Here is a 13,092-nt window from a genome sequence, read left to right as displayed (position 1 = left end):
GTGGTTCGCGTGAGTGGCCCGGCTTCACATAGATTTGCGCGCATGCATGTCGCCACGCTGACCGTCTTTCCCGTCAAGTCGACCCGGGCTCATCCGGTGTTGACGACGACGGTGCATGCGCACGGGCTGGGCGGCGACCGGCGCTGGGCGCTCGTGGACGGTTCGGGCGCCGTCGTCACGGCGCGCACACGCGACAGGATGCTGCTGATCGCCGCCACGCCGACGGCGACGGGTCTGCGGCTGAGTGCTCCGGGCCGAGCCGAGCTGGACGTCGAGTTCCCAGTCGACGGAGACGTCGTGCCGGTGGGCGTCTCGCGCATGCCGCGGGCACGGTACGCGGGTCGTGCAGCATCCGAATGGTGCTCGACGGTGCTGGGCGAGCACGTCGCGCTGGTCTGGCAGAGCGACCCGCGCGCTCGCACCGTGTCGGCAGAGCACGGCGGACGAGACGGCGACCATATGAGCCTGGCCGACGCCGGTCCGCTGCTGGTGGCCACCACGGCGTCGGTGGCACGTCTGAACGAGTGGATCGCCGAGACGGATCGGGATGCCACGATCCCGATCACCCGCTTCCGCCCGAACGTCGTCGTGGACGACGATTCCGCCGGCGCGCTGGAACCGTTCGAGGAGGACGGCTGGGCGCGCATTCGCATCGGCGGCGTGAGCTACCGGTTCGCCGAGCAGTGCGACCGGTGTGTGCTGACCACGATCGACCCCGACACCCTCGCGCACGGCAAGGAGCCGCTGCGCACTCTCGCCCGGCACCGCAAACGGGCGGGCAAGACGTGGTTCGCGGTGCGGATGATCCCTGAGCGCAGCGGCGTCATCAGCGTGGGCGACCGCGTCGAGGTGCTCGAGCGGCAGCCGGTCGCCGCGGGCTGAGCGCGCCTACGACGCGGAGCGCCGACGCAGGATGCCGCCGCGCTCGGGGTGCGCCGCGAACCAGTCCGCGACGTACCAGCACACCGGCAGCACCTCGCGCCCGCCGTGCTGCTCGAGATCGGCGACGGCGCGCTCGACGAGTTCACCTGCGTAGCCGTTGCCACGGAAGGGCGGCACGGTGTACGCGCGGGTGAGGGCGACGGTTCGTCCGTCGTCGCGGTAGTCCAGGACGCTGACCAGATCCTCCCCGCGATGCAGCGTGTAACGCGACGCATCGGGTTCGTTCGCGAAACGGAGATCACTCACGACGCCAGGCTAACCCCGCCCGGCGCTGGCGTCGTCGCGCAGCGCGCGGATCCAGGCATCCACCGCGCGCTGCCCGCGCAGCCGCACGATCGGCTCGCCGGCGGCGATGCGCTGCTCGAGACGCGCCCGCCCCACCGGATGCTGCGTCCACGACCAGAGCACGATGTTCTCCTCGGGGTCGAGCTTCAGCCATGAACCCGGCCGCTCGCGGTTGCCGTGCCAGAGCTCCTCGCGCATCACAGCCCGGCGGAGCGTGCGTCGCACGACCCGCCCCAGCGTGCGCGCCCGGGAGTGGTCGATCCAGACGGTGAGATCGGCCCCGTCGGGGCCGTCGAGCGCGTCGCCCAGCCGCGAGGTCCAGTTGCCGTCCATCACCCACCCCTCGGGGTGCGCCGCGACGAACTCCGTGATGATCCGGTGCGCCTCGTCGAGGTCGCGGAAGGTCCACTCGGCGTCCCAGAAGACGGCGTCCAGTTCGAGCCGCGGCACGCCGAGCACCGTCGAGACGCGCTCGGCCAGGCGCGACTTGCCCGAGCCCGACGTGCCCACGATGCGTATCTTCACGAGGCGACAGTCTGCCACCCCGGCGCACCCTGTGCCCGAGGGAAACCTGTCACGCACCCCGGGACCGTGTCTCAGGCTGTCAGAAACCGGGTAGCAGACCGCCGCGTTGAGCAATTTGACACATTCCGTCAGAGATCTCTTGCGACATCCGGGCGATTTGACGCACGGGGAAGCAATCGGTCATAATCGGGCACATGACAAGCAACGTGCGCTCTCTGTCCGCCTGGGAGGCGAACGGGACCAACGGCATGATGATGCCGTGCCACGCTGCCATGTGTTGTCGAATGTGCCGCTGAGTCGGTGACCCCCGCCGGGCTCGCGCACGCCTCCTTCTCCACCTCGAAGGTCGTCGCGCGGTAAGCCCCCGAGCACCTCGTCGCACACCGCGCAAGGATGCCTCGCACCCGGCCCTGCTTCGGGCCGCGATCGCAACACACCCGTACCCGGTTTCCGGTCGATTCGCCGACCACCGGGTCCTCGCAGTCAAGGACTCATCCCATGTCGAACACCGCCCTTCTCGACCGTCCCACCGCCACCAGCACCACCGCTCGCCCGACTCTGCGTCTGGTGACCGATCGTCCCGCCGAGACCCCCGTCGCGCCCAGCGGACCGCAGCGCAGCCTGCCCGCGGGCACCACGCCGCGTGGCTTCGCCCTCTACGTCGGCTTCGATGAGGCCAAGGCCGCCGCGTCGGGCGTCTCGCTCGGCGCGATCGTCGATGCGCTCCGTCGCACGCTCGCCGATGTGGCCCCCGGCGCCGAGACGTACGCCACCGTGGCCCTGGCACCCGTCGGTGCCGGGGGTCGCGATGTCGACGTCGTCCGTCGCGCTCTGCAGGAGCCGAGCGCCGTCGCCCGCACCAAGAGCGAGCCCGATCCCGAAGAGACGGCCAGTGCCGGTCGCGTGACCGTCGACATCTCCCGCAAGCGTGTCGTCATCGACGGTGAGTCGGCGGCGCTCACGTTCAAGGAGTTCGAGCTGCTGCAGTACCTCGTGCTGCGCGAGGGCCGCACGATCGATCGTGGCGAGCTCGTGTCTTCGCTGTGGCAGGGCTCAACCGAGAAGGACGCCCCGGGCGAGCGCACGATCGACGTGCACGTGCGCCGTCTGCGTGCCAAGCTCGGCCGCTATGAAGACATCGTGCGCACCGTGCGCGGGGTCGGCTACCGCTTCGATCGGCACGCCGACGTCGTGATCCGCTACGGACACGGCACGCCGTCGCCCGACCGCTTCTGACACCGGGATGTCGCTGGTCACCGCTTAGGGTGGTGGCATGCTCTCCGAGGTCACGACACGTCGCGATCCTCGGCCCGCGCCCGGTCGGCGTCTCGAGAGCGAGTATCGGCCGCGGCATCCCCTCGATCTGCTGCGCACCGTCGGCGCGCAACAGCGCGGCGCGCACGATCCGTCGTTCACAGTCGTCTCGGGTGTGATCTGGCGCGCGAGCCGCACTCCCGACGGAGTGGCGACGCTCGCGTTGCGCGAGGTCTCGCCCGGTGTGATCCGTGCGGGCGCCTGGGGTGCCGGCCGCGAGTGGGCGCTCGCGCAGGTTCCTGCGCTGTGCGGGGCGGACGATTCGTTCGAGGGCTTCGATGCGTCGCGGCATCCCCTCGTCGCCGAGGTCCACCGGCGCCATCCGGGACTGCGGCTCGGTCGCACCGATCGCGTGTTCGATGCGCTGGCCGGCGCGATCCTCGAGCAGAAGGTGACCGGTCTCCAGGCGTTCGGTGCGTGGCGGCGGCTGCTGACCTGGTTCGGTGAGCGTGCGCCAGGGCCCACCCCCGCGCCCATGTTCGCGCCGCCGACGATCGACGGCTGGCGCGGCATCCCGTCGTGGGCATGGCATCGCGCAGGTGTCGAACCGCCGCAGTCACGCGCGATCGTGGAGGCGGCCCGGCGGGGTTCGTCTCTGGTGAAAGCGGTGACCACCGCGCCGGATGGATCGCATCGGGATGCCGCGCTGACGAGCGTCCGCGGGGTCGGAGCGTGGACGGCGGCCGAGACGCGCGCTCGCGCGCTGGGGGATGCCGATGCGGTGAGCGTCGGCGATTATCATCTCGCGCACGAGGTCGGGTTCGCGCTGGCGGGTGCCCGGACGGATGATGAGGGGATGCTGCGGCTGCTGGCACCGTGGCCGGGGCATCGTCAGCGGGTGATCCGGCTGATTCGGCTGAGCGGCGTGCACGAACCGCGGCGAGGGCCGCGGTTGCATCCGGAGGACCATCGCGATCGCTGATCTCCTCTTGCCGATGTCGGAAGTGCGCGCGAGACTCTCGGAATGACGACACTCAATCCCTATATCTCGTTCGACAAGAACGCGCGCGAGGCGATGACGTTCTATCAGTCAGTGCTGGGCGGTTCGCTCGACATTGTCACGTTCAAGGACTTTCCCGATGTGCCGCACGAGGAGTCGGATGACGACCTCGTGATGCATGCGTACCTGCACACGGACGACGGCATCCAGTTGATGGCTTCGGACACCCCGGCGGGTGTGCCGTACAGCGCACCGTCCGGTGTGTCGATATCGCTCGAGGGCGACGATGAAGAGGCGCTGACCCGACAATGGAACGCCCTTGCCGAGGGGGGCACCGTGAGCATGCCGCTGGGGCGCGCGCCGTGGGGCGGCACATTCGGAATGCTGACCGATCGCTACGGGGTGGCCTGGTACGTGACGATCGATGCGGCGGCTTCGTGACCGACGATGACCTGATCATCGAGGATGTCGCGAGCTGGCGGCGATGGCTTGATACACATGAGGCCGATGAAGACGGTGTCTGGTTGGTGTTGGCCAAGAAGGGCACGTCATCGCCGACCTCGCTCAGCTACGATCAGGCGCTCGACGAGGCCCTATGCAGTGGGTGGATCGACGGACCGAAGCGGCGTCGCGATGAGCGCACGTTTCTGCAGCGGTTCACGCCACGGCGGGCAAGGTCGATGTGGTCGGCGCGCAATGTCGAACACATCGCGCGACTCGAAGGCGAGGGGCGCATGCGTGCGCGCGGTCGGGCCGAGGTCGAGCGAGCGAAAGTCGACGGACGGTGGGATCGTGCGTATGCCGGTTCTGCGTCGGCAGAGCCGCCCGAGGTGCTGACCCGTGCGCTGGACGCGGATCCGCGTGCTCGCGCAGCGTTCGATGGATTGTCGCGGGCGGAGCGGTATTCGATCCTGCATCCGCTGATGACCGCACCATCGGCGCAGACGCTCGAGTCGCGGCTGCAGCGTGCACTGGAACGTCTGCGCGCTGCCGCGTCCACGAGCACCCCCTAGCCTGGAGTCATGTCGAGTTCGGGGTGGCCGCGCGGACGCATCACCTGGGTGTTCGGCTCGGTGCTGCTGCTGGTGGTGGGTGTGCTCATCGGTCTCATCCTGAGCAATGTGTGGCTGGGACTGCTGCTGGCGGTGCTCGTGTCGATCGGCTGGCTGATCGCATACGAGTCGCAGCGCGGGCATAACCCGGGTCTGCACGACGACGATGACGACGGGGCACGGCTGTAGCGACAGGCGGTGGCCGTGGGCGTTCCGTCTCCGCGCTGCGCTCGTCGCTCAACGAGCGGACCGGACTCAGCCGATGCGGTCGGGGCGTGCCCACTCCTTGTCGAGCACATGCTGGTCGAGGAAGGCGAACACCGTCTGATACCAGACCACCGCGTGCTGAGGCTTCAGCACCCAATGGTTCTCGTCCGGGAAGTACAGGAACCGATGCGGCGATGTTCCCTCCTCGCTCGCGAAGTGCTCATTGAGCTCGCTCCACAGCCGCAACCCCTCCCCGATAGGCACGCGGTAGTCGCGGTCGCCGTGCACCACGAGCAGGGGGGTGTGGATGTCGCCCACGAACCGATGCGGCGAGTTTTCGAGCATCGCTTCCCGAGTGAAGATGCGCTGCCAGTATCCGGAGTGGTCCGTGGTCCCCGCGAACTGATCCAGCGCCCAGAGGCTCGCGTGCGTCACGATCGCCCGGAAGCGATCGGTGTGCCCTGCGACCCAGTTGGCCATGTAGCCGCCGAACGACCCACCCATCGCGGCCGTGCGCGTCTCGTCGATGTCGCCGCGGGCGACGACCTCGTCGGTGATCGCCATGAGATCCGTGTAGGGCTTGGCGCCCCAGCTGTTCCAACCGCGCGCGATGAACTCGAGGCCATACCCGGTCGACAGCGCCGGATCCGGCAGCAGCACGGCGAAGCCCCGCGCCACCAGCAGCTGCGGGTTCCACCGCCAGCTCCACGCATTCCAGCTGTTCAGTGGCCCGCCATGGATCCACAGCAGCAACGGTGCCGGCGCCGCATCCGTCGCCCCTTCCGGCAGCAGCAGCCAGCCGCGCACGCGCGCGCCGTCTTCCACCACAGTCGACACCTCGGTCATCGTCGCGGGCACGTCTGGCAAGGGCACCGGCGACGAAAGCACCGTGACACCGTCGTTCGACAGCCGCACGGGGTGGGGCGGCAGCATCCAATTCGTCCGCAGCGCCACCACCTCGCCGCTGAACCGATCGACCGCGAGACCCGAATAGGTGAAGTCGTCGTCGGTCAGCTGTTGCACGGCGCCGCCGTCGAGCGGAACACGGAACACCGGTCCGCGCCCGTCCTGATCGGCGGTCACCAGCAGCGAAGCATCATCGGAAGCGAACGCGGCTGCGGTGGGCCAGCGGTCCCAGCCGGCGGCGACGCGCCGCGCGTCCGTGCCGTCGAGCGCCGACACCCAGAGCTCCTGGTCGGCGGGCCCCGCCGGCGTGCTCTTGACCGCGCGCACCCAGGCGATCGTCCCGAAACCATGGGCGATCACGGGGGCTTCGTTGTCGACGCCGGGCTCGTCGCGCACGATGGTGTGCGCACCGGTCGCGACGTCGATCGACACGAGCCGCGCGCGTTCGTCGCGCCCCTCCCTGGCCGGCAGCGCGGCGATGACCGTACCTCCGTCGGGGGTGACCGCGACGCCGTGCGCGCCCGAGACGGTTCCGGGGTGCGGCGTCAGGTCGATCGGACGGGGAAGGGATGCTGGATACGGCGCGGGCACGTCGTCCGCGGCATCCTCATCCGCTCTCTCGACGCCCACCTGCTCGGCGAGATCGCTCAGGTGCAGGGCGAACAGGTGCGGCTGGTCGGGCCCGAGATCATGATCCCAGTACCGCACCGGGTAGCTCTCGTGCAGGATCGCTGAGACCTTGTGCTTCTTGCGGTCGGCGCGCAGCCGTGCGTCGTCCTCGATCGACGCCGCGGCCGGCAGCAGGGGCGCCGAGATGATCACGACGTCGGATGCCTCGGCCACCGCCTCGATCGCCGAGACACCGCCGGCGAGCCGGGTCACGGGGCGTGCCTCTCCCCCGGCTCCCGGCAGCAGCCAGAGCTGCGCAGGATCATCGTCGGCGCCGTCGCCGTCAGGCCGCGCGGAGAGGAAGAGCAGGTCGCCGTCGGCCGTGTATACCGCCGACGACTCACCCTTCACCGAGCGGGTGAGGCGCCGCGCCGGGGCATCGGAGTCGTCGGCCGCGACCTCCCACAGCGCCCGGTCGTAGCCGGTGCCGTCCTTCTTCAGCGTCGCGACGCCGAGGACCACGCGGCTGCCGCCGGGCGAGACAGCGATCGATTCGGTGCGGGGCAGGGCGATGTAGTCGTCAAGGGAGTCGAACGGCGTTGTGCGCATGAGCCCACGCTATCCCGTGCCCCTACATCTCCTCGTGGGTGTCCGGGTCGCCGTCCCAGAGCCGCCCGCGCTCGAGGTCGGACAGCGCCGTGACCTCGGCATCGGTCAGCCGGAAGCCGAAGACGTCGGCGTTCTCGCGCTGGCGTCCGGCGTGTGCCGACTTGGGAATGGGCGTCGAGCCCAGCTGCACGTGCCAGCGGAGCACGGCCTGGGTGGGCGTCACGCCGTGTGCCACAGCGATGTCGCCCACGACCCGTTCGGCCAGCAGCTCGCTGCGTCGGGCCAGCGGGCTCCAGCTCTCCGTGCGGATGCCTCGCTCCGCGTGGTAGGCCCGCAGCGCCGCCTGCGGAAAGTACGGGTGCATCTCGACCTGGTTCACGGCCGGGGTGACGCCCGTCTCGCCGATCAGGCGCGTGAGCATCGCCTCGGTGAAGTTCGACACGCCGATCGAGCGTACGAGCCCCTCATCGCGCAGCCGGATCATCGCCCGCCACGAATCGAGATACTTGTCGATGCTCGGGTTGGGCCAGTGGATCAGGTAGAGGTCGATGCGGTCGAGGCCGAGCCGCTCGAGTGAACCCCGCGCACTCGCAATCGTCTCGTCGTAGCCATGGTCGCGGCCGGGCAGCTTCGTCGCGACGAGCAGGTCGTCGCGGTCCACGTTGCTGCGACGCACGGCCTCGCCGATCACGGCTTCGTTCTCGTAATTCACCGCGGTGTCAAGCAGCCGGTACCCGGCCGCGATCGCGCCGGCTGTGGCATCCACCCCCTCGTCGCCGGTGAGGTTGTAGGTGCCGAACCCCAGCTCGGGAAACCAGGTGCCGTCGTTCAGGGTCACAGTCGGAATGGAAGTCATCAGTCCATCTTGCACACCGAGCGCACGAATGACGCTTGACAGTTAAGGACTTAACCATTAACTTCTTAACCATGACAAGCCGTGCTGAGAGACTCATGGTCGCTATCCGCACGTTGGGGTTCGCTCAGCGTGCGATGGCCGACTCCTGGGTGCGCGAGAGCGGGCTCACACGGCAACAGGGCTTCACGCTCGGTTACATCGAAGAGCACCAAGACCGCGGAGTGATCGCCCGCGAGCTCTCCGAAGTGTCGGGCACGACGCCGGCCGCCGTCGCGGGCCTCCTGCAGGGGCTGCAAGACCGCGGCTACATCACGCGGACGCCGTCACCCGACGACTCGCGCGTCAAGCTGATCACCATCACCCCTGAGGGTTCGCGCCTCATCGAGGGGTTTGACGACGAGATGCGCTCCGGGCAGGAGCGTCTCTTCACCTCGCTGAGCCCCAACGAGCAGGACACGCTGCTCGACCTTCTCGATCGGGTCATCCGAGACTCCGGCGTGCCGGACTCCCCGCCGCCGCCCGAGCGTCGCGACCGACGTCGCCGCTGAGCCGCACCCTCCCCTCCTCTTCAGAAAGCCGTCCCGTGTGACGGAGGTATCACCATGTCTTCGAACAACCGTTTCCAGCTTGCGTCCGCGCCGATCTGGCGCGCACTCATCCACTTGTGCATCCCGATGATCGCCGGCATGTCGGTCGGCGCGGTCTACAACATCATCAACTCGGGCTTCATCGGCTCATTGCACTCGACCCCGCTCCTGGCCGCGCTCACCTTCTCCCTCCCCGTCTTCGCGCTCATCATGGCCGTCGGCGGCGTCTTCGGGGTCGGCGGCGGCACGTACATCTCCCGCCTGCTCGGATCACAAGACCAGGACGGAGAGGATGCCTCGGCTCGCTCGCGCTCGCTCGGCACAGGCGCCGCGGCCGCGGCATCCCGCATCAAGAACGTCTCGTCGTTCACTCTCTGGGGCTCGCTCGCAGCCGGGGTCGTGATCGGCATCGTCGGGGTCGTGTTCGCCACGCCCATCGCCGCCGCCGTCGGCGCATCGGGCGCCTCGCTGGCGCCGACCGCGCTGTACATCGGCGCGATGTTCGCGTTCACGCCGATCTACGTCGCGTGCTTCTCGCTCGAGCAGATCGTGCGCGCCGAGGGCGCCGCCGTCGCATCGATGACCGGGCTGATCGCCTCGACCGTCGCGAACCTGGTGTTCGACGTGCTGTTCATCCTGGTGCTGGGCTGGGGCATCCTCGGCGCCGGCCTCGCACTCGGTCTGTCGAACATCGTCATGGTCGGCTACTACGTCTGGTGGCTCATCCGCCGCAGCGAGATCGCCGCTCTGGGGCTGCGTTGGTTCCGCGCCGACCGCGAGATGCTGCGCACCGTCTTCGGCGTGGGCGTCTCCGAGCTGCTGCAGTCGTCGTTCCTCATCGTCACGACCCTCGTCATGAACTGGATCGCGATCGCTTACGGCGCGGCCTTGCTCGCGTCAATGGGCGTCGCGCTGCGCATCGCGCAGCTGCCCGAGATGATGTGCATGGGCATGTTCATCGGCGTCATCCCGCTGCTGGCCTACGCTTTCGGTGCGCGCAACCACGTGCGGCTGCGCCGCGCGATCACGGGGGCGGCCGTGGCGATCCTCGGCATCACGGTGGTCTTCTCAACGCTCGTTTTCGTGTTCCGCGACCAGGTGTTCGCACTGTTCAGTGCCGACCCGGCGGTGCTGCAGGACGGCACTCTGGTGCTCACGGCGATGCTCGTCTCCACGATCTTCAACGGCATCACCGGCCTGGTGATCGCTGTGTTCCAGGCGACCGAACAGATGCGCAACGCGACGATCATGTCGATCGCGCAGGGCGTACTGTTCATCCCCGTGGTGCTCATCGGCAACGCCGTGTTCGGCATCACCGGCGTCATCTGGGCGATGACGGTCACCGAGCTGCTGACGTTCGCGCTCGGCGTCGCGCTGTTCTTCACGTCACGTCGGGCGCTGGACGCCGAGCCGTCGGAGCAGGCGATCGCCGCTGCCGAGGAGGCGGTCGCGGTCTGAACTCCGAGAGCTGCGGCGCGCTCACGTCACCAGGTGCGCGCGAACCTCGCGGCCGCCGCGCGCTGAGCCTCGTCAGGGGCGCACGGCGCGCACCACCACGGGCACGCTCGCCGCGTGCATGAGACCGGACGTGACGCTGCCGAGCACGGCGGCGCGCATCGCCGGCTGCGTGCGGGTCGCCATGACGACGAGGACGTCATGGCGGCCTCGCACGTACGACGACAGCGCGTCTGCGGGGTCGCCGTGCAGCACCTCCCACTCGGTGTGTATGCCGCGACCCGCAGCGATCAACTCGGCGCGAGAGCGCACGTAGGCGTCCTCGGTCGTGTCGATGCCGGTCATATCCGCACGGCGGGCGTCTATCACCTGCACGACCATCAAGGTCGCCTGCAGCGCCTGCGCCCAGTCGGCGGCCTCCTCCGCCATCGACTCGGAGCGCGCGGTGCCATCCAGCGGCAGCACCACGGTCGAGATCGGCGAGCCGCCGTCTTCGGCGGCGCTGCTCGGCCGGTACACGAGCACGGGGTCGCTGCTGGACTGCACGTACTCGCGGGCGACGCTGCCGAGCACGGCCGTTCCGAGCCCGCTGCGGCCCCGCGCCGAAATGGCGACGAGACTGCCGGGGACCCGGTCGACCTCGCCCATGATGCTCTCGCTCACCGATCCGGTAGCGACCACGGCGCGCCCGTCGACACCGAGTTGCCGGGTCAGCGCCCGCACGTATTCGTCGGCGGCGAGCATGTCACCGGGCCGCTCGGCGATCCGCACGAACGACAGTGTCGCGCCGATCTGCTCGGCGATCCCCGCCGCGCGCGGAATCACCTCCTCGGCGAAAGCCGATCCGTCGAGGGCGACCACGATCCGTGCGTACATCTGCGCCTCCCAGGCTCGAGCGACGGGTATGCACAGAATCTAGAGCCCGTGCATCGGTCCGCGCCAGTGGAGAGCCGAAGTGAGAAGGTCGCAACACGCTGACACCGCGCGGCCCGGGCGCACTAGCGTGGGAGGATGAGCGCTCCGATCGACCCCACCGAGACGTCTGCCTGGGCCCAGCTGCAGCAGCACAAGGCCGCACTGAAGCCCGACCTGCGCGGCTGGTTCGCCGCGGACCCCGACCGCGCCAGCCGTTTGAGCTTCGATGCCGCCGACCTGCGCGTCGACCTGTCGAAGAACCTCGTGACCGACGAGATCCTCGCCTCGCTCGTGCGCCTGGCCGAGGAGACCCACGTCGCCGAGCGGTTCGCGCAGATGCTCGAAGGCGTGCACATCAACACGACCGAAGACCGCGCCGTGCTGCACACCGCGCTGCGCCGACCCGCGGGCGAGCAGCCCTCGCTCGTCGTCGACGGGCAGGATGTCGATCACGACGTGCACGAGGTCCTCGATCGCATGCGCGCCTTCGCGACCCGTGTACGCGCCGGCGAGTGGAAGGGCGTGACCGGCAAGAAGGTCACGCACGTGGTAAACATCGGCATCGGCGGATCCGACCTCGGCCCGGTCATGGTCTACGAAGCACTCCGGCCGCTCGCCGATGCGGGCATCGAGGCGCGGTTCATCTCGAACATCGACCCCACCGACCTCGCCCAGACCACGGCAGACCTCGACCCCGCCACGACCCTGTTCATCGTGGCGTCCAAGACGTTCACGACGCTCGAGACGCTGACCAATGCACGCCTCGCCCGCGACTGGCTGTGGGCCGGATTGCAGGAATCCGGCGCCATCGACGGCACCGACGAGGCGAAGACGGATGCCGTCGCCCACCACTTCGTCGCGGTCTCGACCGCGCTCGACAAGGTCGCAGATTTCGGCATCGACACCGACAACGCGTTCGGCTTCTGGGACTGGGTCGGCGGCCGCTACTCGGTCGACTCGGCGATCGGTCTTTCGCTCGAGCTTGCGCTGGGCCCCGACGCGTTCGAGGAGCTGCTGGCCGGGTTCCACGCTATGGATGTGCACACGGCATCCACCCCGCTCGAAAAGAACGTGCCGGTGCTGATGGGCCTGCTCAATGTCTGGTACAACAACCTGCTCGGCGCCCAGTCGCACGCCGTGCTGCCGTACGCGCAGCTGCTCCACCGCTTTCCCGCGTATCTGCAGCAGCTGACCATGGAGTCGAACGGCAAATCGGTCCGGTGGGACGGCTCACCGGTCACGACCGACACCGGCGAGGTGTTCTGGGGCGAGCCGGGCACGAACGGGCAGCACGCGTTCTACCAGCTCCTCCACCAGGGCACCCGGCTCATCCCGGCCGACTTCATCGCATTCGTGAACCCGGCCTACCCGCTGCAGGACGGCGATCGTGACGTGCACGGGCTGTTCTTGGCGAACTTCCTCGCACAGACGAAGGCGCTCGCGTTCGGCAAGACCGCCGAAGAGGTCGAAGCCGAGGGGACGACCGGCGCGCTCGTGGCCGCCCGTACGTTCAGCGGCAATCGGCCGACGACGTCGATCTTCGCGTCAGCGCTGACCCCGCGCGTGCTCGGCGAGCTCATCGCGCTGTACGAGCACATCACGTTCACGGAGGGCACGATCTGGGGCATCAACTCCTTCGATCAGTGGGGCGTGGAGCTCGGCAAGCAGCTGGCCCTGCAGATCGCGCCGGCGATCGAGGGCGACAGCGAGGCGGTGGAGGCGCAGGATGCCTCGACCCGCGCCCTGCTCGACTACTACCGCGCGCACCGGGCGTAGCAGCATCCCGCGCGTTTCTCTCGCTGAGAGTGCACCTGGTGGACGAGGAAGCGGGTACTTCCCTATCTCTCGTCCAGCAGCTGCACTCTCACGATTTGGGAGGGGGTGGATGGA

The 13,092-nt window shown here is 69.0% G+C and carries 14 protein-coding genes; 9 read left to right on the top strand and 5 right to left on the bottom strand.

Annotated features, from left to right (window positions below; translation table 11 throughout):
• Positions 1–42 precede the first annotated feature (42 nt).
• On the top strand, positions 43–882 hold the full coding sequence (locus PU630_RS03245; RefSeq protein WP_275278922.1) for an MOSC domain-containing protein: 840 nt from the start codon (positions 43–45) through the stop codon (positions 880–882).
• A gap of 6 nt (positions 883–888) precedes the next feature.
• Here the strand turns inward: PU630_RS03245 and PU630_RS03240 are convergent, their stop codons facing one another.
• Entirely contained in the window at positions 889–1,188 is a 300-nt protein-coding gene (locus PU630_RS03240) for a GNAT family N-acetyltransferase (protein WP_275278921.1), read from the bottom strand.
• 9 nt (positions 1,189–1,197) lie between these two features.
• Positions 1,198–1,752, bottom strand: a complete 555-nt coding sequence (locus PU630_RS03235; protein ID WP_275278920.1) for a P-loop NTPase family protein — start codon at positions 1,750–1,752, stop codon at positions 1,198–1,200.
• Positions 1,753–2,250: 498 nt separating this feature from the next.
• Between PU630_RS03235 and PU630_RS03230 the strand changes: the two genes are divergently transcribed.
• The 5 genes from PU630_RS03230 to PU630_RS03210 are packed head-to-tail and all read left to right on the top strand — an operon-like array spanning position 2,251 to position 5,247.
• A complete protein-coding gene (locus PU630_RS03230) occupies positions 2,251–2,988 on the top strand; it encodes a winged helix-turn-helix domain-containing protein (protein WP_275278919.1) in 738 nt (245 codons plus the stop codon).
• Positions 2,989–3,025: 37 nt separating this feature from the next.
• Positions 3,026–3,988, top strand: coding sequence for a DNA-3-methyladenine glycosylase family protein (locus PU630_RS03225; RefSeq protein WP_275278918.1), 963 nt, complete (start codon positions 3,026–3,028; stop codon positions 3,986–3,988).
• A 42-nt stretch (positions 3,989–4,030) separates the two neighbouring features.
• The gene (locus PU630_RS03220) at positions 4,031–4,447 is read left to right on the top strand and encodes a VOC family protein (RefSeq protein WP_275278917.1); all 417 of its coding nucleotides are present in this window, start codon (positions 4,031–4,033) and stop codon (positions 4,445–4,447) included.
• Positions 4,444–5,019, top strand: a complete 576-nt coding sequence (locus PU630_RS03215; protein WP_275278916.1) for a YdeI/OmpD-associated family protein — start codon at positions 4,444–4,446, stop codon at positions 5,017–5,019. Before PU630_RS03220 ends, PU630_RS03215 begins: the two co-directional genes overlap by 4 nt.
• 9 nt (positions 5,020–5,028) lie before the next feature.
• Positions 5,029–5,247, top strand: a complete 219-nt coding sequence (locus tag PU630_RS03210; RefSeq protein ID WP_275278915.1) for a hypothetical protein — start codon at positions 5,029–5,031, stop codon at positions 5,245–5,247.
• 66 nt (positions 5,248–5,313) lie between these two features.
• On the opposite strand, the gene PU630_RS03205 is transcribed toward PU630_RS03210, so the two are convergent.
• Positions 5,314–7,389 (bottom strand): S9 family peptidase, encoded by a 2,076-nt coding sequence (locus PU630_RS03205; RefSeq protein WP_275278914.1) that lies wholly within the window; start codon positions 7,387–7,389, stop codon positions 5,314–5,316.
• A 22-nt stretch (positions 7,390–7,411) separates the two neighbouring features.
• Positions 7,412–8,245 carry an aldo/keto reductase gene (locus PU630_RS03200; RefSeq protein WP_275278913.1) on the bottom strand — a complete coding sequence of 278 codons (834 nt, stop codon included), beginning with the start codon at positions 8,243–8,245 and terminating at the stop codon, positions 7,412–7,414.
• Between the two features lie 71 nt (positions 8,246–8,316).
• On the opposite strand from PU630_RS03200, the gene PU630_RS03195 reads away from it, so the two are divergent.
• Positions 8,317–8,793, top strand: coding sequence for a MarR family winged helix-turn-helix transcriptional regulator (locus PU630_RS03195; RefSeq protein WP_275278912.1), 477 nt, complete (start codon positions 8,317–8,319; stop codon positions 8,791–8,793).
• A gap of 54 nt (positions 8,794–8,847) precedes the next feature.
• Positions 8,848–10,290 carry an MATE family efflux transporter gene (locus PU630_RS03190; RefSeq protein WP_275278911.1) on the top strand — a complete coding sequence of 481 codons (1,443 nt, stop codon included), beginning with the start codon at positions 8,848–8,850 and terminating at the stop codon, positions 10,288–10,290.
• A gap of 72 nt (positions 10,291–10,362) precedes the next feature.
• Here PU630_RS03190 and PU630_RS03185 read toward each other — a convergent pair whose 3' ends face one another.
• The gene (locus tag PU630_RS03185; RefSeq protein ID WP_275278910.1) at positions 10,363–11,163 is read right to left on the bottom strand and encodes a universal stress protein; all 801 of its coding nucleotides are present in this window, start codon (positions 11,161–11,163) and stop codon (positions 10,363–10,365) included.
• Between the two features lie 135 nt (positions 11,164–11,298).
• Between PU630_RS03185 and pgi the strand changes: the two genes are divergently transcribed.
• Positions 11,299–12,978 carry a glucose-6-phosphate isomerase gene (gene pgi / locus PU630_RS03180; RefSeq protein WP_275278909.1) on the top strand — a complete coding sequence of 560 codons (1,680 nt, stop codon included), beginning with the start codon at positions 11,299–11,301 and terminating at the stop codon, positions 12,976–12,978.
• The last annotated feature ends 114 nt before the right edge of the window (positions 12,979–13,092 follow it).

It is taken from the genome of Microbacterium horticulturae (assembly GCF_029094505.1).
GTDB classification, from domain to species: Bacteria; Actinomycetota; Actinomycetes; order Actinomycetales; family Microbacteriaceae; genus Microbacterium; species Microbacterium horticulturae.
This window is presented reverse-complemented; position numbering and strand designations above follow the sequence as displayed.

Coding starts and splice junctions, on each gene's coding strand:
- PU630_RS03190 (WP_275278911.1), top strand. CDS start 8,848: ATGTCTTCGAACAACCGTTTCCAGCTTGCGTCCGCGCCGATCTGGCGC.
- PU630_RS03225 (WP_275278918.1), top strand. CDS start 3,026: ATGCTCTCCGAGGTCACGACACGTCGCGATCCTCGGCCCGCGCCCGGT.
- PU630_RS03230 (WP_275278919.1), top strand. CDS start 2,251: ATGTCGAACACCGCCCTTCTCGACCGTCCCACCGCCACCAGCACCACC.
- PU630_RS03205 (WP_275278914.1), bottom strand. CDS start 7,389: ATGCGCACAACGCCGTTCGACTCCCTTGACGACTACATCGCCCTGCCC.
- PU630_RS03195 (WP_275278912.1), top strand. CDS start 8,317: ATGACAAGCCGTGCTGAGAGACTCATGGTCGCTATCCGCACGTTGGGG.
- PU630_RS03185 (WP_275278910.1), bottom strand. CDS start 11,163: ATGTACGCACGGATCGTGGTCGCCCTCGACGGATCGGCTTTCGCCGAG.
- PU630_RS03200 (WP_275278913.1), bottom strand. CDS start 8,245: ATGACTTCCATTCCGACTGTGACCCTGAACGACGGCACCTGGTTTCCC.
- pgi (WP_275278909.1), top strand. CDS start 11,299: ATGAGCGCTCCGATCGACCCCACCGAGACGTCTGCCTGGGCCCAGCTG.
- PU630_RS03245 (WP_275278922.1), top strand. CDS start 43: ATGCATGTCGCCACGCTGACCGTCTTTCCCGTCAAGTCGACCCGGGCT.
- PU630_RS03210 (WP_275278915.1), top strand. CDS start 5,029: ATGTCGAGTTCGGGGTGGCCGCGCGGACGCATCACCTGGGTGTTCGGC.
- PU630_RS03220 (WP_275278917.1), top strand. CDS start 4,031: ATGACGACACTCAATCCCTATATCTCGTTCGACAAGAACGCGCGCGAG.